This is a genomic window from Nitrospira sp. (genome assembly GCA_024760545.1).
In the GTDB taxonomy this organism is placed as follows: Bacteria; Nitrospirota; Nitrospiria; order Nitrospirales; family Nitrospiraceae; genus Nitrospira_D.
In genome coordinates, this window is sequence record CP060501.1 from 1387663 (window position 1) to 1411847 (window position 24185).

General features: G+C 55.4%; 24 protein-coding genes. 10 read left to right on the forward strand and 14 right to left on the reverse strand.

Annotation, left to right across the window (positions count from 1 at the left end):
- Window positions 1-56 precede the first annotated feature (56 nt).
- The 4 genes from H8K03_06645 (at window position 57) to H8K03_06660 (ending at window position 5083) form a co-directional block, all read left to right on the forward strand.
- Window positions 57-698 carry a hypothetical protein gene (locus H8K03_06645; GenBank protein ID UVT21575.1) on the forward strand — a complete coding sequence of 214 codons (642 nt, stop codon included), beginning with the start codon at window positions 57-59 and terminating at the stop codon, window positions 696-698.
- The gene (locus tag H8K03_06650) at window positions 695-1123 is read left to right on the forward strand and encodes an HIT family protein (GenBank protein UVT21576.1); all 429 of its coding nucleotides are present in this window, start codon (window positions 695-697) and stop codon (window positions 1121-1123) included. Before H8K03_06645 ends, H8K03_06650 begins: the two co-directional genes overlap by 4 nt.
- A gap of 79 nt (window positions 1124-1202) precedes the next feature.
- Entirely contained in the window at window positions 1203-2423 is a 1221-nt protein-coding gene (locus H8K03_06655) for a tetratricopeptide repeat protein (protein ID UVT21577.1), read from the forward strand.
- A 5-nt stretch (window positions 2424-2428) separates the two neighbouring features.
- Window positions 2429-5083 carry a sigma 54-interacting transcriptional regulator gene (locus tag H8K03_06660; protein ID UVT21578.1) on the forward strand — a complete coding sequence of 885 codons (2655 nt, stop codon included), beginning with the start codon at window positions 2429-2431 and terminating at the stop codon, window positions 5081-5083.
- Between the two features lie 69 nt (window positions 5084-5152).
- Here H8K03_06660 and H8K03_06665 read toward each other — a convergent pair whose 3' ends face one another.
- The 6 genes from H8K03_06665 to H8K03_06690 form a co-directional block, all read right to left on the reverse strand.
- Window positions 5153-6076: an aspartyl protease family protein gene (locus tag H8K03_06665; protein UVT21579.1), complete on the reverse strand. Its 924-nt coding sequence runs from the start codon at window positions 6074-6076 to the stop codon at window positions 5153-5155.
- Between the two features lie 124 nt (window positions 6077-6200).
- Window positions 6201-6662 (reverse strand): DUF3574 domain-containing protein, encoded by a 462-nt coding sequence (locus H8K03_06670; GenBank protein ID UVT21580.1) that lies wholly within the window; start codon window positions 6660-6662, stop codon window positions 6201-6203.
- Between the two features lie 141 nt (window positions 6663-6803).
- Complete coding sequence (locus H8K03_06675; protein UVT21581.1) at window positions 6804-7829, reverse strand: toll/interleukin-1 receptor domain-containing protein; 1026 nt, start codon at window positions 7827-7829, stop codon at window positions 6804-6806.
- Between the two features lie 245 nt (window positions 7830-8074).
- Window positions 8075-8350, reverse strand: a complete 276-nt coding sequence (locus tag H8K03_06680) for a hypothetical protein (GenBank protein UVT21582.1) — start codon at window positions 8348-8350, stop codon at window positions 8075-8077.
- 436 nt (window positions 8351-8786) lie between these two features.
- A complete protein-coding gene (locus H8K03_06685) occupies window positions 8787-9650 on the reverse strand; it encodes a hypothetical protein (GenBank protein UVT21583.1) in 864 nt (287 codons plus the stop codon).
- Between the two features lie 274 nt (window positions 9651-9924).
- Window positions 9925-10596: an isoprenylcysteine carboxylmethyltransferase family protein gene (locus H8K03_06690; GenBank protein ID UVT21584.1), complete on the reverse strand. Its 672-nt coding sequence runs from the start codon at window positions 10594-10596 to the stop codon at window positions 9925-9927.
- 194 nt (window positions 10597-10790) lie between these two features.
- Between H8K03_06690 and H8K03_06695 the strand changes: the two genes are divergently transcribed.
- On the forward strand, window positions 10791-11084 hold the full coding sequence (locus H8K03_06695) for a hypothetical protein (GenBank protein ID UVT21585.1): 294 nt from the start codon (window positions 10791-10793) through the stop codon (window positions 11082-11084).
- A 489-nt stretch (window positions 11085-11573) separates the two neighbouring features.
- On the opposite strand, the gene H8K03_06700 is transcribed toward H8K03_06695, so the two are convergent.
- From H8K03_06700 to H8K03_06715, 4 genes are all read right to left on the reverse strand, one after another.
- Window positions 11574-12113 carry a hypothetical protein gene (locus tag H8K03_06700; protein UVT21586.1) on the reverse strand — a complete coding sequence of 180 codons (540 nt, stop codon included), beginning with the start codon at window positions 12111-12113 and terminating at the stop codon, window positions 11574-11576.
- Between the two features lie 249 nt (window positions 12114-12362).
- Window positions 12363-12797: a hypothetical protein gene (locus tag H8K03_06705; GenBank protein ID UVT21587.1), complete on the reverse strand. Its 435-nt coding sequence runs from the start codon at window positions 12795-12797 to the stop codon at window positions 12363-12365.
- A gap of 134 nt (window positions 12798-12931) precedes the next feature.
- Entirely contained in the window at window positions 12932-13471 is a 540-nt protein-coding gene (locus H8K03_06710) for a hypothetical protein (protein ID UVT21588.1), read from the reverse strand.
- A gap of 752 nt (window positions 13472-14223) precedes the next feature.
- On the reverse strand, window positions 14224-14757 hold the full coding sequence (locus H8K03_06715; GenBank protein ID UVT21589.1) for an AAA family ATPase: 534 nt from the start codon (window positions 14755-14757) through the stop codon (window positions 14224-14226).
- 270 nt (window positions 14758-15027) lie between these two features.
- On the opposite strand from H8K03_06715, the gene H8K03_06720 reads away from it, so the two are divergent.
- The 3 genes from H8K03_06720 to H8K03_06730 all read left to right on the forward strand — a co-directional run bounded on the left by H8K03_06720 (window position 15028) and on the right by H8K03_06730 (window position 17023).
- A complete protein-coding gene (locus tag H8K03_06720) occupies window positions 15028-15375 on the forward strand; it encodes a 4Fe-4S dicluster domain-containing protein (protein UVT21590.1) in 348 nt (115 codons plus the stop codon).
- Between the two features lie 266 nt (window positions 15376-15641).
- Complete coding sequence (locus H8K03_06725) at window positions 15642-15944, forward strand: hypothetical protein (GenBank protein ID UVT21591.1); 303 nt, start codon at window positions 15642-15644, stop codon at window positions 15942-15944.
- A gap of 287 nt (window positions 15945-16231) precedes the next feature.
- A complete protein-coding gene (locus H8K03_06730) occupies window positions 16232-17023 on the forward strand; it encodes a hypothetical protein (protein UVT21592.1) in 792 nt (263 codons plus the stop codon).
- 245 nt (window positions 17024-17268) lie between these two features.
- Here H8K03_06730 and H8K03_06735 read toward each other — a convergent pair whose 3' ends face one another.
- Both H8K03_06735 and H8K03_06740 read right to left on the reverse strand, forming a co-directional pair.
- The gene (locus tag H8K03_06735; protein ID UVT21593.1) at window positions 17269-18540 is read right to left on the reverse strand and encodes a phosphorylase kinase; all 1272 of its coding nucleotides are present in this window, start codon (window positions 18538-18540) and stop codon (window positions 17269-17271) included.
- Window positions 18541-18569: 29 nt separating this feature from the next.
- Complete coding sequence (locus tag H8K03_06740) at window positions 18570-19793, reverse strand: hypothetical protein (protein ID UVT21594.1); 1224 nt, start codon at window positions 19791-19793, stop codon at window positions 18570-18572.
- 114 nt (window positions 19794-19907) lie between these two features.
- On the opposite strand from H8K03_06740, the gene H8K03_06745 reads away from it, so the two are divergent.
- Window positions 19908-20201, forward strand: coding sequence for a hypothetical protein (locus H8K03_06745; protein ID UVT21595.1), 294 nt, complete (start codon window positions 19908-19910; stop codon window positions 20199-20201).
- A 190-nt stretch (window positions 20202-20391) separates the two neighbouring features.
- Here the strand turns inward: H8K03_06745 and H8K03_06750 are convergent, their stop codons facing one another.
- Both H8K03_06750 and H8K03_06755 read right to left on the reverse strand, forming a co-directional pair.
- Window positions 20392-21369 (reverse strand): HNH endonuclease, encoded by a 978-nt coding sequence (locus H8K03_06750; protein ID UVT21596.1) that lies wholly within the window; start codon window positions 21367-21369, stop codon window positions 20392-20394.
- Window positions 21370-21547: 178 nt separating this feature from the next.
- Window positions 21548-22612: a DUF3644 domain-containing protein gene (locus H8K03_06755; GenBank protein ID UVT21597.1), complete on the reverse strand. Its 1065-nt coding sequence runs from the start codon at window positions 22610-22612 to the stop codon at window positions 21548-21550.
- A gap of 712 nt (window positions 22613-23324) precedes the next feature.
- Between H8K03_06755 and H8K03_06760 the strand changes: the two genes are divergently transcribed.
- Window positions 23325-24143: an OmpA family protein gene (locus H8K03_06760; GenBank protein ID UVT21598.1), complete on the forward strand. Its 819-nt coding sequence runs from the start codon at window positions 23325-23327 to the stop codon at window positions 24141-24143.
- Window positions 24144-24185: the final 42 nt, after the last annotated feature.

Sequence of the window (24185 nt, forward strand, 5' to 3'; positions counted from 1 at the left end):
CTTTCAAGTTTGCTATGCTGCCATTCGGCAAATCACGTTAGGATGATACCTCTATCATGATGGCCTGGCTCAGAGTGTGCTACCTCCTCGTCGGAGCGCTTGCCGTCGCGGAGCTGGAGACCAGTATCGCAGGATCACTGGATCAGCTGACAGATTTCACCGGGAAAGTGCAGACGATTGTGACCTTGAAGAGTCGTGACAACTTCACCAGTGAATACCGCTATGACGTGAGTGTCAGGAACCTCTCACCGGATGCGATCACCGGCGATTCCTTGGTGATCGTGCTGGAGAAGATTACCAATTTGGCCGGCGAAGACCGGGAGGGGCTGACAGGCGAATCCTTCCTGAAACGGTTCGAGGTGCTGGACCAAGATGGTCATACCAACGACGGAAAACCCTACTTTCACATCCCAGCGGGGCCTGCTCTGGACCTCTCGCCGCAAACCGATAGTCTTCCTGCCGTTGTTCGGATCAGGAACCGGGACTATGTGGCCGTCTTCACGCCGTCGTTCAGAGTGTTGGGGCAGAAGCGGCCCCCTCCTGACCCAAAGCGTGCCGAATCTCCGGCATCTCCCGGCTCGCCGGCCGCGGAGCCACTTGCGGCCGCCAATCGCAATACAGTCGATAAGTTGATTCAGCTGTTGATCAAAAAGGGCATCCTGACAGAAGCAGAGTGGCGCAAGGCCAATCAGCCATGAAAGATGCGACATGCAAAGCCTGCATGGGAAGCTGGCCCCGACAGGACCACCTCATCGCAGATCTCGGATTGTCGAAGGCCTATCTCCACGATGACCAATTCTTCCCTGGCTGGACAGTCGTGGTCTTTCAGCGCCACGCCACCGAGTTATTCCAGCTGGCGCCCACTGAACGCTTTCAGCTGATCGAAGAGGTGAATCGCGTGGCCAAGGCCTTAGCCGAAGTGTATCAAGCCAAGAAGATAAACTATGAACTTCTCGGCAACCAGCTCCCTCATATCCATTGGCACGTGATCCCACGACGTGCCGGTGATCCCGCCCCCATGGAACCGGTCTGGCGGGTGCCGCATGAGCCCGTCCTTCTCTCAGGATCGGTTCTCCAAGAAACCATCGACCGGCTGGCCCATTCCCTTCAAAACGCTGGGTAGACCCCGTTCGTGCAGTCTCTTCTCGGATGGTATACTTTAAGGCTGATGTGCCTGGCTCTCGACGTATGAAAGTTATCCAATGCGTCTCGGATTGATCCTGTTGTCCCTCACCGTCGCCGCGCTCGTTTTCTCGCCGTTTCCTGCTTTCTCACATGCACCAGGAGAGCATAATTCATCAGGCGACGGAGAGGCCGCTGAGTCATCAGGGTCAGTTCCCGAACTGGGGTTCAACGAGCGACCTGATGCGGTGACAGCCCTCGAAGCGTTGCGGCGGACCGTTCGCCTTTTGCCGGATGTCCCGGATTACCGGTTGAAACTAGCCGAGGCGCTTCTTCGCATCGGCGATCTGGACGCCGCCATCGAAGAATGTCACTCCGCCATCATGCTGCAGCAGGATGACGGAAACGCACATCTCCAACTTGGGCTCCTCCTCACGGCAAAACAAGACTGGCGTGCAGCTGCCTCCGCGCTGAAAGAGGCGATCAGGCTGGAACCGGCCTCGCCTCATGCCCATTACAGCCTGGGAGGTGTCCACTACTCGCTCGGCAATATAACTGCGGCCGTTCAGTCCTATCGACGGGCGCTCGAACTGCGTCCCCACTTTCTCGATGCCCATTACCGCTTAGCGCTGCTGCTGAAAGTCACTGGACAGACGCGAGAAGCCGCGCAACATCTGGAGACGGCGGCGGTCGGCGGTGTGCCGCAGGCTCGGTTGTTTCTCGGCAACGCCTATAAGAATGGGCAGGGAGTTGAGAAAAACCTGGAGCTGGCGATTTTTTGGTGGATGCAAGCCGCTGATCTCGGCCAACAAGCTGCCGCTGATGCGTTGTCCAAGGCGAGACGCCAAGCGCTGTCTTCGGAGTCGACGAAACAGCGCCGAATGGAATGGCAGAAAGCCTTGCGGGGCTATCGCAATGTACTATGGAACGAATTTCCCGATATCAGTCGTCCGACAGAACAGCAATCGTTGGGAAAGATTCTCCTTGAGCAAAGCCGGGCAGAAGATGCAATTCCGGTACTGCTGAAGGAATGTTTTGCGCTGAGCGAAGAGGCGCAAGCTCAATTGGCTACACTCTATGAAACGGGATGGGACCAATACCTGAAGCCGTTCGACAAGAACATTCTCACCTGCTTCGAATTCACCTCATCGGACGGTTTCATCCCGGCGAAGAAAGCCCTGACTCGCATCTATGCAAAAGGACTCGGGCTCGATGCCGATGTCGCAAAAGCCAAAGCGACTCTCAAAGGCATCCCGAAACAAGAAGCACAATCTCTGCTCGATGAGCTAGGCGTCCGCTAGTTCATATGCGTGATCCTAAAAAACTTTGGCGTCTGTTTCTCGCGTCCGTTCCTCTGCAAGCGCTTGGCATAGGCGTACTGGCCACGCTCCTCTCAACGCTGCTGTGGTCCGCCGCCCCTGCGACCTTTACGGCGCTGGATTATGCCACCTATGACACCTGGCTTCGCCACCGCACAACCATCGGTATGAATCCTTCTTTGGCCGTTGTTGTTCGGGACGCAGCCAGTGAGGAACGCTTCGGCTCGGGCCCGTGGGACCGCGCCATCCTGGCACAGCTGATTGTCGCGCTACATGAAGCCGGTGCTGCCTCGATCGGCATCGACCATCGGCTGGATCATGCGAGTCCTGCCCAGCGCGGAGGAGCCGCAAGCGATACGCTCTTGCTGGAAGCTCTTCGCACGGCTTCACCCGTGGTCCTGATGTTTGATACCGACTCATTTCTTCAGTCTGAGGCTGTAATCGTCGGACACGTGGCAGTCGGGAGCGATCTTGATCACGTCTCCCGTCGCATCCCGCTGTCTATCAGGGTTGGAACTCAAACCGTACCGGCCTTCGGTTCGATACTGCACGAGGTATTTCGCCGGCAAGCCGCAGCGCCCGCACAGTTGGGTTCCGGCAATCCTGATGCGACGGTGCTGCTCAACATCGTCGGGGATGGATCACTCGCTGCTCTTCAGCCCATTCAACTGTCATCGGTCTGGGAGACGATCCAACGCCATGATGAGCAGCAACTGGAGACCTGGTTCAAAGACAAAGTCGTCGTGTTTCGATCGAGCCCATCAAGCCCGGAAACATGGCTCTTGCCGTCCAACGCTTCGGTCGACGGCATGACCGCCCACCTCCATCACTTGAATGCCTTGCTCAACCATGAACAAATCCGCGCTCTCGATTGGTTCGGCAACTTCATCATCACCCTATTGGTGGCGTCGCTTGTCGCGTGGTGCCTCTTGCACCACCGCGGAACGATCGGCCTCCTGCTTGCCGGTGCTGTCGTCGTGCTTTATGGCATACTCAGCGTCATCATCTTGAGCACGATATCGCTCGTGACACCGGTCGCACTCCCGCTGGCGACCTCCCTGTTCGTCTTCATCGGCACGACGGCCTGGGCGAATCTGACGGCAAGCACACGCCTGATCTTGCTCGAGCGAGACATGATCCGCGTCGAGCAAGAATCCGCGGCCGTCAGAGAAGCACTTCTTCTCCGCGAGGACCGAGCCGAAGCACTTCAGGAAGATTTGGAGACGGCCAAGGCGACAATCGCCTCTTCCGCCGGCCAACAGGAAGCGTTGGCCAGAACGACAGAGGCACTACGACTCCAAATCGCGGAGACCCAAAGCCAGGAGCAGGAGGCTCGCCGATACCTGCGGGACCTGGAAGGACGGCTCGCCGATCTCCAAGCGGCAAGCACCGTACCCAATACCATCGGCGATACGGAACTCACGCGGCTTCAAGCCGAATCCGGCCATTTTGGAATCATCACACAGGATCGCGCTTTGCTTCGCTTGTTTCACGACCTCAAGAAGAGCGCCAAGTCTCCGCTGACCGTCCTGCTCCTCGGGGAACCGGGAACCGGCAAGGAGCTCTTTGCCCGTGCCGTCCATCGGCTCAGCCTCCGATCAGGGAACACCTTCGTCGCCGTCAACATGGCGGCGATCTCTCCGGAGTTGTTTGAAAGTGAACTCTTCGGCCATATGAAGGGGAGTTTCACCGGCGCGACGGCTGATCGCCGTGGCTATTTCGGACTCGCCGACCACGGCACGATCTTTTTGGACGAAATCGGCGATCTCCGGATGGATCATCAGAGTAAGCTGCTCCGGGTGCTGCAAGACAAGTCATTCTATCGAGTCGGCGCCACCTCACCGACCACAGTGGATGTTCGCATCGTGGCCGCGACCAACCGCGACCTACGGAAGGGTGTATCGGAGGGATGGTTTCGCGAGGACTTGTACTTCAGGCTGAACGGGATGGTCTTCCACCTCCCGCCGCTGCGCCAACGTATTGGAGACATTCCGCTTCTCGCCGACACCTTCTTGAGCCAGATCGCTGAACAACTCAGGAGGCCGGTCCCGAAGCTGACGAATGAGGCGCTTCGCGCGTTGTCCGAGCATGAATGGCGGGGGAACGTGCGCGAACTCCGCCACTGTTTGGAACAGGCCGTGACTCTGAGCGACGGCCCGGTCTTGACCAGGGAGTCCCTGAGACTAGGCGACGAGCGTGAGCGGTTGACGGAGCGCGTGAAGCAGATTTTCCCCGATCCCGCCGGCGATGCTGCGGTCCTGAACTGTCTGAGGGAGCACGGCTTCGACATGCAGGCCACCGCCACCACCCTTGGTTGGGACCGCAGCACCGTCACACAACGTTTGAAGGGGCTCTGTTTCCAGGCGCTGGTAGAATCCGAGGGCGACCAGGCGAAAGCCGCGCTGACCATTGCCGGTGATTCGAGCCACCTACGAACCGCTGAGGTGAAGCTCAGAGACTACTATGGCCATCTGCAGTCCGTGATTGAACCGTTCCTCACCGCTGAAGACGCTCTTGCCGATTGCCGACGCCGTTTCAAGAATCTTCCCGAACGCCACTTCACAGCCGTGGAGGCGCTGGTGCGACGATATTTTCTTAACGCAAAAGCCTCTTCCCTTTGCACGACTAACGAACGCTCCTGACAATCGCGAATGACCAGCTATTTGAGTGGGAAGCGGAACGGGAGCTCGGATGGTTCTTGGCTACCCCTGCTACCCCCAGCTTTGAGGCACGAAATGTTGGTTGGCATAACGATCGAGCTTATCCAGAAGTTTATCAACTTCCATGACTTGGTTACTGGCGAACTTAGCAGGTCCATATTGTGCTTGCCACTGCTGTTCGTGAGGCACAGCACGCCTCCATGCTGCTCGTAAAGCATTCAGCTCTTTGTAACGCTCCCGCCACCATCGTTCAGGACGTCCGCCCGGCCAGTTCGGATTGGGCTCGATTTCTTCGAAGATCACGACGTGCTTGACCGAATCAATCTTGAATGAGTACTTGGACATGAAATCCATGCCAACGAGCCCTTCAAAGGCAGACGATACTGAGCGAGTGACGGTCGCAGGAATGAAGATATCGCTGGCTTCCCCGATCTGAACCTTATCAATGAATGTCCGGATAGCAGTAACCGAACCGCCGATACCACCGGCTTGCACTTCCACCTTTCCTTCGTCGCCACTAAATAGACCGAGCTGGTTGGCCAGCTTGGGAGAGATCACGAGGCCCGGGGCGCCTGTATCGAGAGCCATGGGCACCGTCACGGAATCGTTAAACTTGACGGACACGATCACCCGTTGAGCTGTGCCCTCATAAGCTTCGAATGGAACTTCATAACTATTGAGCTTCGGCTTGTCTTTGAACGGCTCAGATGCCGGCTCCACAGCGCGGATCTCTTGAGCCTTGGTGAGGTTTCGACCGGAACGAGACTCTTTCGGTACTTCTTCCTCCTTGAGCTTCTCCAACTTGATCTGGCCACGATACCGTGGTGGCACGTTCGCCAAAGAATCAGAAAAATGGAGAACACCATTCTCGTCTGTCCATCGAACCAGATCTCCGGCTGAGACCGGGGGCAACGAGCCGGCAACGAGGACACCGATGAACGGTAGCACACAAAGCGTGATATGCCAGTTATGCATGCCGGACAGTCTAACAAACACTGGACATATAACTAAGCAAAAACACAGAAACCGCGAGCAACTTCACTGACAAGAGTTTCGATTCGCACGTCTTTCCATCAACGCACAATCCGGTGGGTGAGCACTAGAGAGATTTGCAGGCATGGGATCTGACACGGAGCACGGCCTCTTGCTGGAAACGCATCTTGTAGGACGCGACAATCTCCTGAACGGCCTTGTTCAGCATGGCCTCGTCCGAATGGACGAGGCTCAGGACGTAGGACGGCTCCCGAATGACTTCGCCTGAAGCCGCTCGCCATTGGCCGGCGGCTTGCCACGCTGAAAGCCCTTCCGGAAACCGTGGAGTCACTGTATCGCTCAGAAATTTCGCCCAATCTTCCGGAGTGACATGCCCGGAGGGCGTTTCGGTTCCGAAGTACAACAACTCTTGGACTGCAAGCTGCCCATCACCACAGGGAGTGACATTCATGGTGGCGCAGCCCACGGCCGAGACGAGAAGCAGCAGAGAACCCAACACACTCCGAAGCACGCTGCGAGGAGCTATCTGTGCCGCGACGTGTCTGGGAACAATGGAATCTATCCGCATGAAAATTGGACCTCTGTGATGTCCGATGAATGGGCACATGAAGCAACGACAGAGTCCACTGCACCCTCTCACGTTTGAAGGCCCGACCATAAAGAAATGCGGCCAGGCTCACTATTCATTTTCTCCAGACCATGACCCGCTCTATCGCGAAACACGGACTGGGAACCGCCTGGCCGGCCACTCGCTTCCATCGACAAACACCAGTTTGACCTCAACATAGGCGGAGGACATCGGAATTTCGACATAGGTCTCATCATCCTCCCCTATTCCTGGAGCGCCTGGGCCGGACCAGTCCGGTGTAAATCGAACACGTTGAGACAAGGATTGATCGTCGACAGAATAGTGAATGTATTTCAGACCATTCTTATAGGACACCAGGTGGGTAAAGTAGAGGAGCATCCTCTTCTCCGAATACTCCCTGAACGATACCCATGCGCTTTCGGTTGCTTCCAAGTCTGCCTTGGTCTCGGCTGCAATATACTGAACAGCATCGACAACCAGTGTATAGGGGCCATAGCTGCCCCCCGTGGACGTTGTGTACTTCACAAACAGAGTCCGCGTGCCGGTAAAGAGCGGAACTTCTAGGTACCATTTCGGTTGAGGAAGCCCGGTCCTTCGGTCACGCACTTGAGAGAATCCGGTGCTCCTGAATACATTCTCCTCCGCAAACCGATAGAAAATTTCCGTGACCGGCTCATGAGTCAGGATTTCGAGAGTCCACATCCAGCCCGAATTGGTGAGGCTGCTGATGATCTTGATGGGCTCAGCAACGAGGAGACGAAGGCGGCTGACTGCGACGACTACGTCGGCCACGAGATCGCCTTGCGGTCGCAGGACCGTAACCGCATTGAGGGAGGGAGGGAGCAAATCGGGGTCGAGATCTGAGGTCATCACCGGGAGAATTCGACCGGATGGATTAACCCACTTCTGTTGAGCGATCCCTAATTCTGTGAGCGCATAACTGCCCGATGACACCGCGTCATGGCTGACGAGAAAGATAAACAGCTGACACTCGTCGATCGCGCTTCGGATGCGTGCATGATAGCCTTCCCCGGAAGGGAGGGAAGTCCGGTCAAAAAACACCGAATCGCCCTCATTCCGCAGGCCATAAGCGATCCGCTCGGCGAGTTCACGATCGGATGACGAATAGGACAGAAATATGTTCATGGGTGCTCAGTGTAATGCGTCTTGACACGTGAGCGAAAGCCAAGCGTCCCACCCAATTCGAATTCACCCGCGACAGCGCACTCAATAAACGAACATAAAACAGGCGAGAAGTAGTGCCGCTATCCATCGGTGTCGAGAGCACCATAATCGCCCAAAAGAGATACGGCTTTGATCCCTGCGTTGTCGTGGGGTATAGAACCAAGCTCAAGGATGCCTGATCTCTTGGATCTTTACCCTCTGTGAAGTCAGGAACAACCTTGTGAAGCTAGGGCTCGCTCGGCTTGTGCGATCGCCTCCCGTAATGTCTTCAGCGCTTTCTCGGTTTTCCTCGCTTTCGGCAGACTATTCACGAACCGAGAAGCCGCTTCCGTCAAGGTTTGCAACGTCTCTCTCGTATCATCCGGCTTGTTCAATTCCCCCGATGCCGACGCGCGCGCCATGGCCAGCCGTCGGCGTGGGCCCACGTATGGTTCGGGAGCAATCGGATTATCTTTTTCGAGTTCCGGCCGTCTGAATATCATGTGCTTCCTCCATGAAAGCAGGCACCGTACCATAGCTCGCGGACAGTTTACATCGTTCCTCCTATGTCCCAGCCTCTCGAATCAAGACCCCATATTAGGGATTCCACAAGAAAGCCTCACAACAACGTGTGACATCTCTGCTGCGCTTCAGACGGCCCCTGCAAATCCCCCTGCCGTCCCGCTGACTAAGCTGCATTGGAATGAATGGACGTGTCCCCTTGGGATGGTCCTGACCGGAGCCGCTATCGGACACATCCCGGATGGCAAAGGGAAGGACACGCGACCGATCTACATACTGGCGGAATGTCGGCGGTTACTCCATAACCCGTAGACGCTGAATCCGCGACCTCGTTGCCCAAATCAATGCGGAGACCCGCCGGCAGGATGCCGTGCGGGTCTCCGGCTGAACCTCGTTGGTTGCTTCGGGCCTGGCGGTTTACGGCTCGACTTGACGAAGGGTCGGCGCGCGCAAGGACCGCAAGCCGGCCGCGATGGCTTCGAGTTCAGAGCGGGCACCGCTCCGGCGCATCGCCTCATCGAGTGTCGAGCGGAGATCGGTTCGGACGTCAGGCAAGCGCGTGACACGGAACGTGAAACTGTAGTCCGGACCGTATGTCACGTCGCACACACTCTCGCCGCCGCTGCAAGGATTCAGTACGACGGTCTCGATATATTCATCGCCGACGTTGCGCAGGACCGCTTCAAGTTGCTGTACGGACAGATCAACCTGGGCGCTGCCGATGAAGTCATCACCATAGCCATCGTCCGCGCAATGCGGCCCACCATGCATGGAGGGCCCTCCCGTCAGGCATTTCTTAGGGAATCCGAACATACTAAAGTCCTTCTCCCACATCTCGACCCGAAACTCCAGCGGGGCGGGCTCGCCGGTATCGTTGCATACCGAGGTCTTCCCAAGCACCACGATCCCGGCACGAACAGAAATGACGCAACTCCTAGCCGGCTCAAGCTTATGCGTTTCACCCGAATCGACACTGCCGATCTCATCGGAGACGGTCCAGCCTTTGGCATCGTCGGTACGGATCATGACCTCGTCCGAGCCCAGCCAGTCGATACCGCTCTCGTCCCGTGCCTTGAAGCCTAGCGCCTCTACCTTATAGCGCCGCTCGACCCACTCGATCGTGTCCCAGGCAATGTTACTCGACACTTGCTCCGAGGACGGGCCATCCGAACCGGCCGGCTGCGGGCTTGCCTGGGGCTCGTGCGCAGACACGACTGCAGAGCCCCAACACCAGATCGCCAAACTGAAACAACAGGCCATGAAACGCATAGTGAATGTCATCGCCAATCTCCTTTTGTCGGAAACGACTATTGAGAGAGCTGCATGCTCCGGTTCTCCGTGCTCGATAGCCAAATCTCTCCGCCGGTTTGCGAGGGCAATTTCCCATCCCTGCTGGAAGGGGGGCAAGTCTACCGAAAAGCTCCTGACGACTCCAGTATGGAGGGTTGAGGAAAGCTAGGAATGCTTATAGAAAGAGAGGACTCGATACGTCCGCATGAACAATCGATCACCGATTCTCATGCAGTTCACACCGAATGGCGTCCTGACATTCATCTCATCGGCCGCCGGGCCTATCATCCTCTGGTTCTCGGACCCGCTTCCTCCCTAATGGGAAAAAGCCCGGTGTGACCGCCGCATACTTCTCATAGGCTTCGGCGAATACCTCGCGGGCCTCCGCCTCTTCTGTATAAGCAAGATGGACGTACAATCCCGCAAGCACAGGGAACATGAACAATGTCGGTAATGTCGGCCACTGAAGCAGGAAGCCGAGCATGATCATGATGAATGCCGTGTACTGAGGATGTCTCATCCAGGCATAGGGCCCGGTCACAGCCAGGGTCCGGGCTCGTTGCGCCCAATACAAGATGCGCCATGAAACCGCCAGCAGGATCAGTCCCACAAAGACCAGCACTTCGCTGAAAATGTGCAACGGATCGGAATGTGCAGGACCTTCTCTACCGAGCAGCGTGTGCCAGAAATGGCCGGTATCGTGAGCAAACGGATCGACCTCGGGATAGTGGTTCGCAAGCCATCCTGAGAGGAGATACATGCTCAGGGGAAATCCATACATCTCTGCAAACAGGGCCACGATAAATGCGGAGAAGGCGCCGAGCGATCGCCAATCGCGCCCTGTCCGCGGGCGCGTGAAACTGAGCGCGAAAAGAATAAAGAAGACGGAGTTGACGAGAACCAGCCACCACACGCCATAGGCTGCATTGCTGTCCATACAAATGGCCTCTGATAATGCGTTGTAGGCTCAGAACTGCTCCACGTCCTCCACACGATACCAAACCACCAACATACTATCCGAATAGTCAGTCGGTCGTGGTCGATCGTCTCCTCACTATCCGGGCATATCCAGACGAGAAGGGGCTCCCAGCTCGCTTGCCCACCCTTGCCGGAGGGAGTATAGTTATTCGTATGAGTGGAATTGGCTTAAAACGATTCTCCATTTCACTCCGGGGGACCAACTTGGCACTTTGGGTCCTCTTCGCGTGTCTCTGCGTATTGGCGCAAATGATGGGAACGCCGGTCACGCTGATCGGACTGCTCGCGTCGGATATCTCCGTGGAATCTGTCTCTGAAGACTTTTCAATTCCTCCGATCACGCCTGAGTTGGGACCTGCAAGCCATCCCCGTCTACACGAGAAGAGCGAACCCATGCTGCACCTTCCGATCTTCGTGACCTCGGTCTTTCATCCTCCTCAAGCATAATCCTTCTTCTCATCACATCAGCGCGAATATTGGTGCTCCGATAGGCGAGCCGTGAAAGCGTCGGGCTTGGTGTTCCGACCAAGCGACCTAATGAGGCTCACTGCGGACAACCGATGCGCTGAATGAGCTGAAAAGCATCAAATCGACCCAGCCAAGGAGGTGAATGCATATGCCTGGCATGAACGATGCGCTTTCGTACTTCTTTTTGGGCATCTTTGTTTTCGCGGTCATTGTGTTTGCCATGATGACGGCGGGCTAAAATTGGCGACTGACTCCCTCCGAGCATCATGCTCCTCCCAACGAGGAGCATGATGAAGTCGGAGGGAGGCAGCATGACAGAAATGTCGGTACGAAGGGCTGTGCGGCGGCCTTCTTTTAGGTTTGTGCCGGAGAAGGCCGCCGCAATTGAAGAAGCGAGGCGTACGTTGTTCGGTGTGTCGAGTTTCTGAGTAATGCGGGAACGAAACCGAAGGATCGTTCAATGCCCTGCTAGAATTTGCAGGCGTCCTCTGTGATCTCCGGACCTGGGATCGGATGTTGGCGAACCTGCTTCACATAGTTGCGGCAATCCATCTCGGCGCCTTCCTTCGTCGATTTGCCTTCGCTGATCAAGCGACGCCATTGGGCGCTCCGATCGGCAAACGGGTCGTACACACAGGCATCTTTCCCAGAGGGTTTCCCGGACAGTTGTTTACACTTGGTCACCCAAAGTTCCGGTGTCAGCGCTCCGCTTTCCGTGGACCTGGTCAATTCGTAGAGTTTGTCGGCAAATGACCCGAATTCGCAGATGGCAGGATCCACCGGTGGCGGCGCCGCGTGATTCCGATCGACCGTATTCAGCATCTGGCGACAGCTGGTTTCCCCGGCCTCCTTCGAAATCAGCCCCTTCTCGATCTGCTGTTTGGTTTCCGTCCGCCGCTCATCGAACTCGGATTTGGACAGAAGGGCCGGGGCTCCGACAAACAAAGCCGTCGTGGTCGGACATCCGGCCAGCACCAAGGGTAAGAGAGCAAGTAGGAGTCGTCGCATCGTCAACCTCGCTTCAAAGACAGAACAGGTCACGCCGCTGGCTAGTGCGCGCGATCATACGGCCCGCGTTCGTCGAGATCAAGAGTCTGGAGGGATTAGGGCGCAGCCGAGCGCGAGCAGAGGGCGGGTTCAGCCGTCCTAACCGTCTATCACAGCGTGCATCGCCCTCTGCCGACGAAAACTCTGGGACGGTCTCAGCATCACGGTGGGTGCGAGCGCAATACGCGGCCTTCTCATATTGAGGCTTGGCTACTCCCCCTTGTGACAGTCTCTGGTGCGCTTGCCATCGAGTTTCATAGTGACCGCTGTGCCTTTCCCCGATTTCGCCTTTGTCGTGCGCACGATAGAAAACTCGGAACTGGACACAGTCCCCTCGACATGCGTCGTCGTAAAGGAGGTCTCGACGTCATAGCTGATCGCACCCCCTTGCGACGCGTAGTTGATGACCTTATGGTCAGGCAAGGGCTTATATGGTTTCGCGAATGCATAATTAAAGACGCTATCCGGGTCAGCGACGTGTTCGACGGTCACACAGCGCTTACGTGTCTGGGTCCCACCCCCGGGCGCACCGGACACTACCACCTCATAGTATCCCGGTGTGAGCGGCACCGTTTCTGCCGGCGCCGGTCCCGCCCAAGCCGCCAATGCCGCGGTCATCGTGAGCCTCACAAACAATACATTCACGTGCCTGCCTCCTTATCCGTTGAAGATAAAAGACCCTACTCTCCCCGTCTCTCCTCCCACGCCGCGGTGCGGATGGTCGTGCGGTAGAACTCATCCGCCACCGTCTTGTCTCCAGCGCGCCGCCCGCCCCTTCTTCAGGGAACGTGCGCAGCCGCCTTGTCCAAAAGCGCTTTCGCCTGATCAATGGTGAGCGCCTTGGTCGGGCTCATGAACTGTATCGAAAGGCCATGGCCCTTCACCCCGCCCGCACAGGTGGACAGGTACATGCCATCCTTGGCGGAGGCCGGAGGTGACAGGGTCGAACACGAGGCATGGGGAAAATCCTTTGAAACCTCCTTGTAGTTCGCCTTCTTGAGATTGTTGACTCCTACGTTATCTTTAGACATCTTGAGCAATTGGTCGATCTCTTGATCGGTGATGGGTCCGACGTACCAGCCGATAGAGACTTGTCCTGTGTGAGTGGGGACGCTCAGCAGACAGCCCAGCGTTTTGATCACCCTGTTCGGGCCTGCCGGAACATCGTCAAATTTTAATGGCTGGGTGGCGCGCAATTGGCCACCGATGACACTTTCGACGTCGCCGGAGGTCAGCAAAGAGCACGCCGATTGTTCTTCAGCAGCAGCGGGCGAGGTCATTGCCGCCGCCAGAATCAAGGCCAGGCTTAATGGCAGCATGGAAGACTCCTTAACTCAGATTTCGCGAGGCCGCGTCGCCCGTAGATGCTTAGTAACCCGCAAGGACAACGACTCCCTAATCAAACTGAGTCATGCCATCCAATATTTTCCTGGCTTGGTTGGTATGGATCTCTGATGATGTCACCAAGACCGGCGTGGAATAAGAGTTTCTATCGAAATCTACGGCGACCATTATGCCACGCATGTAAGAATGTTTCCCCGGTATCACATTACTTAATACGGCATGCCACTCTTCTTCATGCTTGACACCTGAGAAGTTCAACAGGACATACCCCTTTTCATAGCTCATGTTCTTGTCGGTTCTTAGATACGCTCTCCGTGAGGCTCGAATCATCGACACTGGTCGTGATCTTTGCGCGTGCCGAATCACGTCAATTAAGACGTCTCTACCTACCCAATTGGAGAGGAAGTCTAACGTAAAGTCACCCCGATATCTAGTTATACATTATTAGGTTATTGAAGCTAGCTATTGAACCGCTCATTTGGCTGCAATGATCTCGCCAAGATTTGCGTTCACCTTTGTTCTTAAGGGTGGGCTGAACCGGTCCTCTACCAAATTTTGGAGGGGCCTCGATCAACCAAAGATCGTTCGACCCGAAGATTCTGAGCGAACGGGCAACAGACGGGAAAGAAGGGTCGGCGCGAGCCCCGGAGAGCCCATCGGCATGATCAGCGTTGATCGGGAAGCCTCCGCCCGCAAGTGAAGTAGGCGGGGCTTACAGCCCTGGAAATCAAACCATTCGGTGGGGAAGGCGCTCCAAGACTTGCTGGACCCGTCCTTCTCTCGTGCCTGTGACTTCAAGCACGACCATCTCAAGGTCGAACGTATTGTCGAGGAGAATCTCGCGAAGCTTTTCATCGACCGCGATCCTGAACTCATCGTCTTCGGACAAGGGAACGGGGATCCGGTTCTCTATGGGTAAGAAGACGATCAAGCCGAGGGCGCTCACTGCCTCACGGAGTTGCGGTAACCAGACACGCACATTGAATGAGTCAGAATCTGCCGAGCAAAGAGCATAGGCCACGAAATCCAGGGGGCATCGGTCAAGAATGACATTATGGCGCTGTTCACGAACCAATTGGAGGGAACGGGTGAGTTGCGCTTCGAAATCTTCAAGCGTCGGCACCTCTCCAAAATCATACCCCTCTTCTTCCAGCACATAATACGGTTCCGCTATCGATTCCCAATGTGGCAATCGTTCAATCAAATCATCCACAAGGGTGGATTTGCCTGCGCAGTGCGTACCGGAAATAGCGATTTGCATCAGAGGAGAAGGCATCCTGTGGTTCAGCAAGAATATCAGATCTTGGATCGGGATCTTTGACGACCCGACAATAATCTATGAAAGAACTGGGAGCTGACCCCATAAACCTCTCTCCCCGAGCAGTTCTACGTATCGACCGCCGCATTGACAGAGGCGCTTACGAAAGTGCAACATGCGTATCTCGCCATCAAGAGTGCGTTGCGGGACATAAGGCGATAAAGAGGACGTGCGACGCTGTGTTAAATCTCAGACAATAAGGAGGCCAGGATTATGGCACTGCTGATTACCGAGGAATGTATCAACTGTGGCGCCTGCCTGCCGGAATGTCCTAACGAGGCCATCTTCGAAACTCGCGGTGATGCGGAGGCGAAGGGCAATCATGTGGGCGACGGCCAGGGAGTGGGGGACAGCATTTACGTGATTACGCATGATCGGTGTACCGAGTGTGTCGGCCATTTTGACGAACCTCAATGTGCGGCAGTCTGTCCGGTCGATAATTGCTGTATTTCTGATCCAGCGTATCCGGAGGGGACCGATGTCCTGCTGGAAAAGGCGAGGACACTCAACCCTGACAAGCCTATCGATCCGGCAAAGGTTTGGAGCGGCGTGCGGAACTGACCGTTTCCACATTGAGGTTCCGTGCTACTCCAGCAAGCTGCGAAAAAGCTATTTGGTGCTGTCAGAGATGTACAACCATAGAAAGTCTAGAGCCGACTCACGAAGGGCCGCATCGAGCGAAGAGGCGAGGCGTACTCCGGGCTGTACGTTGAGCCTCTGAGCGACGCGAGAACGAAGCTGGCAGGACTTTTTCAGCATCCTGCCAGGATGCTGAAAACGCGGCCAGTACAATCACGGTTGCCTTGGCTTAACCGAAACGATTAGTCATGGCTGATAAAGTTCCAAGGTTTTTGACCAATGCAACCGTCATCAAGGTGTTGGCGAAAGTATTTGCGTTCCAAGCCATCGAGATTAACCTCTTGCGTTCCCATGCTGGAATATCCGATGCGAATTGGAAAACCCTGAAGCGGGAAGCATTTAAGAAAACCTACGCGAAGCAACGGGCTTTTTATGAGGATCGCTTAACGGGCGCATTCGCGCTGGAGCACATTTCCCAGTCTGAACGCGAGACAAGACTTCTTGAACTCTGGCTAAAACAGAGCGAAGAGTCCCCCAAAGACGAATCATAGGCCATACTTCCGGTTCCAGAGGGTGGCTTCTTATCCGGTGTCATCTATCAGCCTCCACAGAAACAGTCCTGCCGAAAACAAAGCGTCTACATAGGGAAATGAGGGACAGGGTGAACGACGCTCACGCATAGCCCGATGCGGCATGTGTGAAGAAAAAATAGGTCTGACCCCGTACATTCGATTCCGCGTCCTCTTACAGATCTTCATCACGTTGACAGCCATGACGACCAGCCATATAGTCCCCGCAGGAAAAGCGTAGCTCAAATAACCATTGCCCCAAGGTGCGCATGAAGACGACACTGGTACAACGAGCAGTTGTGGCCAGCCTGGTCGCCGCCGCAGTCGGGGCGTTTGCGCAAGAACCACAAATCCCCGTCGGCAACTGGCAATCGCCGGCACACGCAACCTTCACCAACCCCGCCCTGACGGGCGCCGCGTTATACCTCAACATCGATGTGGGAAAAGACGGCAGCTTCCGCGGGAACTGGGGCCAGTACTTCTGCACTGCCTACCCGGGCGTCTACGGGATATCCATTTATTCGTGCAACCGGATAGGAAGTCACCGGGTTACCGGCAGGTTCGGCCAGGATAGCCAGGGCGTGATCGAGTTGGACAGCCTTGGCCGAAGCACATTCGCATGGACAGCGTCTGGCGACGGAGTGACGATAACCCTGCCCAAGAATTGGCAGGGAGAAGATGCCATCCTCTACAACGCGCGTTTGACCCGCGATGGCAAGCCCACACCTGTCGCCCCCGCAGCCCCCCGTGATGAAGGCCCGCTGCCGTCTGCCAACACACTCTATCGCGAATTTAAAAAGGACGCCGATGCCGCACTCGCACGTCACGGCGGCAAGACCTTGGTGCTGGAGGGACGCCGGGGTCCGTTGTTCGAACTCAGCGACAGCGGCGTGGCTGTTCACATCGCTGACGGGTTTACCAGCCGAGCTCTGGTTCTGTACTTCCCGAATCTGAAGGACATCGAGGAAATAAGCGAAGGCGAGCTGTTTCGATTCAAGTGCATCGTCGCAAGCTTCGAATACGAATACGTGCACCTGGACAGCTGTTCCATCGTGCGGTGAGACGGAACACGACTGTGCAGAGATCGCCAATGCTGATGAGACCCTCGGTTCCGTCGGCGGGAGAAAGCAAACAGAGCCTGACCACCCCTGATCCTCCACAGGGGATAGCAATATACAAGACCTGACCCTATCTCTCCGATGCGGTCACTCGTGGTTCGATAGTGCAGTCAGTTTGCAGATCTAATGGTATGCGCGGGGAGCCATGGATCGGTCTGCCACAGGCGCAATCCAGGACTACAACCTGGCTATTGCAGCTCAGCGTTCTTGTGCATGGACCACAGGGCGAGTAAGAGCAATGCCTGAGTCCATAGCAGGGGTGTGGCATCGCTCGTCTCGTAGCGTCCATCCTCCCGATGGTAGAGCTCAGGGCAGCGCAATTCTGGCACTGACCCCGTTGGCTCGGTAAGGTGGCCAAGCGACCGGTTCAGGCGATATATCTGTTCGTCGAGAAAAGCTGGTGCCCTCGTGCTGCGAAACTTTGCGCCCGCAATTAATGAAAGTACCGGATCGAATAGGCACCACTCAGCCTCCTCGCCGCAGCGCACCAGAGCATCCCTTGTTGCCATATCCTCACTCCAGTCACGCGTGCGTTGATCAGAAGTCAACTTGCGACGGTAATCTGTACACCAGAATGAGTCACAGATGTATCGTCGGACCCCCACATCACCGCCTAGATTCGTGCAGACATCATCGACGATCTGGTTGGCCATAGATTGGTCGACCACATCTAACGGATAGATCAAGAATAGCAGTGCCGCGTCGTAACGGCGCTGCTTGAGCGGATTATTGTCCACACATTCCGCAGGGAGGATGCCGGCAAGCGCCCGAGTCCCCTCATTGAGCAGTTCCTCGACAACGTCTACACGGAGGGCAGAGCGATACGCAGTTGGGATGTGCTGGCCATGCGTGCCGCGTAACAAGGCGAGCAGCGCCCGCAGCCCCGCGACCACGACGCCGATGCTAGAAGCCGAGACCTTTGGCATCTCCTCCCAATGACCGCTGTCCTCGTCGCGCCAATATGAGATAGCGCGCAGGTATGGAGGAAACAAAGCAAGTACGTCCCAGGCGATTCCTTCCCGGACCACGATGTCATCTGCTACAAGGCGCGCATAGATCCAAAGGAAGTACCCGATCGCATCGTTCTGCGCGTTTGCCCAGTCTTCGTCGGGCGTGAGCGTCTCTGCACGGAAACGGATCGGTGGTCGAAGCTTGGCGTCGCGAGGATCCGTGTCTCCCCTCGCAATGGCATCGAAACGATGGGCCTGGAGGCGGAAGAAGGCCGCAAGTGTCTCGACGTTGATCCTGGCCTCAGTGACTGCGCCGCAGACGTGTAGAGCATGCGAAACGTGCACGTTGTCGCGGACCCAGATGCGATTGTATCCGCTACCCGCAAGGTCCTTGCCTACCGCTGCTGCTGGGAAGAGGCCATTCTCATAAGGCTCGAAACGGAAGGTACCGCACCCGCGCAGGAAGGAGATCAATGTATTGACATCTTGGACCGAGTACCTCGGCTTCATAAGGCCGAGGAGCCTTCTGTTTCGGACCATCAGCATTGCTTAGCTGGCCTTCCGGATACAGGCCCATCCTGGCTCATGCGGAAACGACAGATCTCCAACTCCCCCGTTCCCGAGCCAGGCCGCGGAGCGCCGACAGTGCCCACCTCGATTACGATGGCTGCAATTACCGAGAAGTCAGGACGATCGGCCGCGTAATAGTAGTTGCCATCCGCCTCGAAGCGGACCCAGCCGTCCCTGAGATCCATGTAAACTGACGTCCAGCTGTCACTAATTTCAATCGTGAAGCATCGTCGTGTATCCCGTGCCTGGTAGCACCATTGCGTCGCCCTCGCATCGATGATTCGCACTGCGATGGCCAGTGCCTTATTGGCTTGCTCGTTCTCGGCGTTGCGAAGGCCTTCTCTCGGCGCGCGGACATCGAACACTAGAAAATGTTGATCCTTCGGAACCGCGATGGCCTTGAGCCCTAACGGACGGAGCGTTACATCGCCAGGCAGACTTCCAGATTGATTCGTGAAGCGAATCCGAATCAAATCCACGTTGTCACTTTTAGCCAGAGTCGCACTGATGCTGTTCTCATACTCCGAGTCCGCCCAGAGACGAAACACATGGTTGCGATTCTCCGGAGCAGCCACGCCCGAAAGCGGAATGGCTTCCGGATCCAGACCGAGAAAGGTATGAAGCAATGTCGGAATCTCGGCGCCCAACTTCGCTTTGGATGTCAGGGTCTTGGAGCGAAGCGAGGCAGGGCCAATCGGCTTATGCGGTTTGAACTCGTCGAACCCAAGCTTGTCGAGCTGCTCGCTGAACTTAACCTTCAGATCGTCGATGTTGTTGTAGCTCGTCCAGAAATGGCCGAGGGCCGACAGTTTCTTCTTAAAAGCCAAGAGGCTTAGTAGATCCTGCTCGTCTACACTTCCAGTCCTGAACTCAGCGTGTTTGAAATAAGTAAAGACGACTGGCCGGTCGGTGGCCTTGAATTGCCCTACCGCGGTCTCGAACTCTTCCTGCGTGTATGTGCCCACCTTAGTCCAGAAGAGCATGACGAAGACATCGCACGCCCGGATAGCGTTGTTGTATTCATCCTGCAACCGAGTCTTCGAGAGTGCGTCCAGAAAATCCTCCCATACGACGAGTTCCAAAAACAGTTCCCGCCGAACCAGGCTTTTGTTCCTGCGCCCGATGAAGATCTCAAATTCCTTTCGGTCACTTTCCAGTTCTTTGGACGAAGCCAGAAAGATTTTCTTTATCATAACCATTGTGAGTGGTTTCTTGCCTCTACCTAAGGATGGCAACAAAGCGTTCGAGACAACCCCGATTCGAAAGGAGGATACAAAACCCAGTGCCACCATCGCAAGGAGGATCGTTTGACGGGCCGGTTCACTCTAGAGCACATTTCCCAATCTGAACGCGAGACAAGACTGCTTGAACTCTGGCTCAAACAGAGCGAGGAGTTCCCCAAAGACGAGTTCGAACTCAGCGACGGCGGCGTGGCTGTTCACATCGCCGACGGGTTTACCAGCCGAGCTCTGGTTCTGTACTTCCCGAATCTGAAGGACATCGAGGGGATCAGCGAAGGCGAGCTGTTTCGATTCAGATGCATCGTCACAAGCTTCGAATACGAATACGTGCACCTGGAGAGCTGTTCCATCGTGCGGTGAGACGAGACACGACTGTGAAGGTATCGTCAATGCCGATGAGACTCTTGGTTCCGTCGAAGTAAGAAAACAAGCGGGGTGTGACCCCTGAAATCACACTTCATTTCCCAATCCGAACGCGAGACAAAACTTCTTGAACTCTGGCTAAAATAGAGCGAGGAGTCCCCCTCTAAAATATGCCTCGGGCACGGGGCTAGGTCTCTTTCGTCCTCTCACCAAAGTAGACGTCGCGGGAAAATCGAATCGCCTTGAACCTCTCTAACCCAGGGTACGGTGCGTCCGTTCGTTCGTCATCGCGATACTCGACGCGAAAGGTCTTATACGTCAAGTCTGGATATGGACCTGCGTGAATAAGAATCGCGCCTTCACGAAGTCGAAAGCTGGGTAGCAGCTCCAGGCGGACCATATCGCAAACATAGTTCGCTGCTCGAGTAAGCTCTAACGTCAGATCCTCGACGAGACCAACGTGCTCGTCAAACTTGTCGGCCAGCCGTTTGTATCGCTCCGGATTCCATTCATCAATCTCATAGAACTTTTCTGTCTCCCAAAAATCGTCTGTTCTCTTCTTTGCGTGTTCCGAGAATGTGTTGCACAAGTCTTGTGCAACGTGACGAAAGTTTGTGAACGCGGCTTCGAGCCACTTGTACCTACCTGGCCAGACACGAGCAAGGATCCATGGACGAATCTCATCAAGCGCCTCTCGCATATCGATGCGAATCGAAGGTCGATCTGCGCTAACAAGCCACGATGTCCAATTGATCCAGTTATCGAGCTGGACTGCCGTGGCCCAATACTCCACATAGTCAGCATAGAGTTCATCGTCTCGTTGTTTCTGAACGTCGAAGTTCAGCGCGGCCTTGACCCAGGACTCATGTTCTACCTTGAGGGCGAGAAGTCGCTCGACGGTATACGTCTGCACCTGATCGTCAACCTGCTTGTGGTGAATGTTACATAGAAGAATCAAGTTGGCGTACTTATCTCGTTGCTCCAGGGTCAACGGAGATTGCCCACGAGGACCATCTTCTTTTTGAGCGACGATGTGGCAAGCCTCACCCACGATGGCCTCATCATCTGTCTCACTCGCGTCCATTACAAGTTCTATGCGGCAGATGGCACACCGGTTCGCGGCGCGTCCCCACAGCATCTTGTGAGTCTTAAGAGTGATGGGCATACAGGATGAGGCCTAATGCCCTTCCTCGCATCGGTGTACATCCCATCCAGCGGGCTGCAGACACCTGCCAGCCCTCGATGATGGACATGCTCCAAGAAACGGAGTCCGACCTCTCAAAATTTCCTCACCTTCTTGAAATTTCCCCCTGTTCGAAAACTCGTCATAACAGTTTCCATGTCTATTGTTTTGGGACAGCTACAAATCCTGTAATGTTTTGATACCTATTGGAATCTGCCAACTCAATTGCAAGCTTTTCCACCCAGGCATCCGTATATAGATAGTCTTTATGAGGGCTATCGTAGATGCAATACTTTCCATCGGTGAGCTCAGGCTTAACAGCAGCACCATTAGGCCGAACCTTAAAGTGCTTCCACGAGGCTGTATGCGATGCAAAGTTGAATTTAAAGGGTAGCTTTCCCGCCAAGATTTTTACAACGTCCCCGGGCTTGTGCAATCCTAAATTGGTGATAGGAATATGCTTTTCTTTGATGAGAATATTCAGTTTCTCAAGCCGCTCAAGTTCATCTTTGTTTGCCTCATCCACTTGAATGAACTCGACCACAGTGTCTGCGAGATCTTTTCTATTCGCCACTTTCGGAACCAGAAAGACATTGAAAGAGTACTTTGTGCTATTGAGTGTCGAAGAAGGCAGGCTACCCCGAAATTTCTCCACATATTCCTTGACAGATTTTGCTTGGGTTACGGCAAGCTGCTTCGCAGCCTTTTTCTTTTCTGGAGGTACAACTCGACTGAATTGAAGGGCGACAGCAAGTTGTTCGGAAAGCGCATATTGCGCTCCGAACTGCAAGGACATCATTTCCTCAAGATTCAATAATGCTGCTTGGCATTCTCCATAAAGTCCTGCATCGAGTTCAGGCAGGTGGCGATGTTCGATCTTGTTCCGCAGCCCAATTAGGAATTCCAGATTGCGGCGATCCGCTGGCGAATTGCCCTCAAAGTACTGTTTCAGACACTCGGATAGGTCCCAGTGCTTTGGATCGCCATCGATCCGAACATACCGATCACCTCGTGAATTCTTCCCCTGCTGCTTGTACCAAGGGCTTGTTCCGCGCTTATAGAAGATCGCATGGAACAAAGCAGTCCAAGCTATGATGATGAGCACTATGTAATACGCAGTACGGAAACGTGGACCCGGTCGGTTATAAACCTCAACTGCGGCGAGAGCAGCAGAACGTGCTTTCTCTAGATTATGCTTAACATTCTGCGAAAGACCCTTTGGCATGTCCTTGACCTCTAATACACACAGGACCTCACCATTTTAAGACCTTACCGGCTTTAATGTCAGTCGCCTCCTAGCCCGTGTAAGTTTACTGAAAAGCCAAGCAGGTATCTATGATTCCCCTTTGTTGAATTTCGAGATGTTCAAACTGGTTGTCCCGAACAGCAGTGTATGAAAACCACTCCTTCCAAGCTTTCTCGTCTCCCCTCCTACGGAGCGGCACCCGTGCTGGTTCCCCTGCGCCCATTGAGCGAGCACCGCCCACAATGATCCATCCAAGCTTGCTTGTTCCCCCTCTCTAAGCGGGAGCCTGGATTGGTCCTCTATTGCGCACGTGGAAGGAGCACCGCCCACAATCTAAGACTTCAATAAGCTCTAGCGTGCGCCTTCCGTGAGCACGAGGATTAACCAGGCTGCCCCCTTTTTCCTTTGCGGGGCTGGCCCCGCATGGGATGCTGGATATCGCTTCCCCGCATCTTTCGACTGACTAGCCCCACTTCATAACTCCTCAACTTTCCTCACACTTCTCGGACTTTTCCGCCATCTCTGCATCGGCATTCCGGTTGCTCAAGCAATCCTCAGTCAGCGCGCAGCAAGGCAAGCGAAAGGAGGTGGTTCGGGGGAAGGCCGGGAGTGGGTATCGGGTGACGGGTTTCGGGTTGTGAATGATTGAATGTTGAGTTGCTCGTTTAATCAATAAAGGAGGATTGCCATCATGCCACAGGGTTCAGCACAGGTTTCGTCAGGAACTATCGCTCCCACGGTGAAGGGACCGGAGAGAGATACGAAGGAATTCACGATTTTAGCCGCACTGATTCTTATCGTCAGTGGACTGCTCGCCGCTGCGTGGTACTACAGCCAGTCGAGTGACCAGGTGACGGTATCTCCCGCCACGGGAGCGATTGGGAATGCCAATGTCCCGGATCTTCTCAAACAAGCTGCGGTTTCGAATCAGGCGGGAATCTTGACCACACACTCTGCCCAGGGCGTGACCCCTGTGGCAGCGGTATCGGACATTATTCATACCGATATCTACTTCGAAGTTGGACGCAAGGGGCTGACCGATGAAGGGAAGGCGCAGTTGTCGTCTCAGGCAGACATGCTGAAGCGGAATGAGGACTACGGCGTGTTGATCCAGGGCTATACCGATCAACAGGGATCGGCTAGCTACAACAAGCAGTTGGGTATGAAGCGTGCCGAAACGGTCAAGGCGGAACTGGTCAATGCCGGAATTGCCGAGCACCGGATCAAGGCTGTGAGCTTGGGCGAAGAGGGCGTGCTCTGCATCGATACCAGCGACACCTGCCGGCACATGAATCGGCGAGTGCACTTGGAAGTCCGCAAGGTCGGCCAGGAGCACATGGCGGTTCCGGCCGTGGCTGAAACTCCCGCTGTCGAGACGACTCAAAGCGCAATCGAATCGAACCAGAACACCGACGATACCGGTTCATCGACCGACGGCTTGGTGCCTTCCACCAACGCCTCGGACGGGAACGGCGTCGCACCGCTGGACGAAACCGCCGGCGGGAGCTGATCACGCGCAGGGATTGCCCCTGGGAAGCTCGTCCTTCCCGGG

Coding starts and splice junctions, on each gene's coding strand:
- H8K03_06680 (UVT21582.1), bottom strand. CDS start 8,350: ATGATATTCAGACGGCCGGAACTCGAAAAAGATAATCCGATTGCTCCC.
- H8K03_06760 (UVT21598.1), top strand. CDS start 23,325: ATGCCACAGGGTTCAGCACAGGTTTCGTCAGGAACTATCGCTCCCACG.
- H8K03_06655 (UVT21577.1), top strand. CDS start 1,203: ATGCGTCTCGGATTGATCCTGTTGTCCCTCACCGTCGCCGCGCTCGTT.
- H8K03_06650 (UVT21576.1), top strand. CDS start 695: ATGAAAGATGCGACATGCAAAGCCTGCATGGGAAGCTGGCCCCGACAG.
- H8K03_06740 (UVT21594.1), bottom strand. CDS start 19,793: ATGATAAAGAAAATCTTTCTGGCTTCGTCCAAAGAACTGGAAAGTGAC.
- H8K03_06710 (UVT21588.1), bottom strand. CDS start 13,471: ATGCTGCCATTAAGCCTGGCCTTGATTCTGGCGGCGGCAATGACCTCG.
- H8K03_06685 (UVT21583.1), bottom strand. CDS start 9,650: ATGACATTCACTATGCGTTTCATGGCCTGTTGTTTCAGTTTGGCGATC.
- H8K03_06725 (UVT21591.1), top strand. CDS start 15,642: ATGGCTGATAAAGTTCCAAGGTTTTTGACCAATGCAACCGTCATCAAG.
- H8K03_06670 (UVT21580.1), bottom strand. CDS start 6,662: ATGCGGATAGATTCCATTGTTCCCAGACACGTCGCGGCACAGATAGCT.
- H8K03_06730 (UVT21592.1), top strand. CDS start 16,232: ATGAAGACGACACTGGTACAACGAGCAGTTGTGGCCAGCCTGGTCGCC.
- H8K03_06690 (UVT21584.1), bottom strand. CDS start 10,596: ATGGACAGCAATGCAGCCTATGGCGTGTGGTGGCTGGTTCTCGTCAAC.
- H8K03_06715 (UVT21589.1), bottom strand. CDS start 14,757: ATGCAAATCGCTATTTCCGGTACGCACTGCGCAGGCAAATCCACCCTT.
- H8K03_06665 (UVT21579.1), bottom strand. CDS start 6,076: ATGCATAACTGGCATATCACGCTTTGTGTGCTACCGTTCATCGGTGTC.
- H8K03_06660 (UVT21578.1), top strand. CDS start 2,429: ATGCGTGATCCTAAAAAACTTTGGCGTCTGTTTCTCGCGTCCGTTCCT.
- H8K03_06750 (UVT21596.1), bottom strand. CDS start 21,369: ATGCCCATCACTCTTAAGACTCACAAGATGCTGTGGGGACGCGCCGCG.
- H8K03_06755 (UVT21597.1), bottom strand. CDS start 22,612: ATGCCAAAGGGTCTTTCGCAGAATGTTAAGCATAATCTAGAGAAAGCA.
- H8K03_06645 (UVT21575.1), top strand. CDS start 57: ATGATGGCCTGGCTCAGAGTGTGCTACCTCCTCGTCGGAGCGCTTGCC.
- H8K03_06735 (UVT21593.1), bottom strand. CDS start 18,540: ATGAAGCCGAGGTACTCGGTCCAAGATGTCAATACATTGATCTCCTTC.
- H8K03_06720 (UVT21590.1), top strand. CDS start 15,028: ATGGCACTGCTGATTACCGAGGAATGTATCAACTGTGGCGCCTGCCTG.
- H8K03_06695 (UVT21585.1), top strand. CDS start 10,791: ATGAGTGGAATTGGCTTAAAACGATTCTCCATTTCACTCCGGGGGACC.
- H8K03_06675 (UVT21581.1), bottom strand. CDS start 7,829: ATGAACATATTTCTGTCCTATTCGTCATCCGATCGTGAACTCGCCGAG.
- H8K03_06700 (UVT21586.1), bottom strand. CDS start 12,113: ATGCGACGACTCCTACTTGCTCTCTTACCCTTGGTGCTGGCCGGATGT.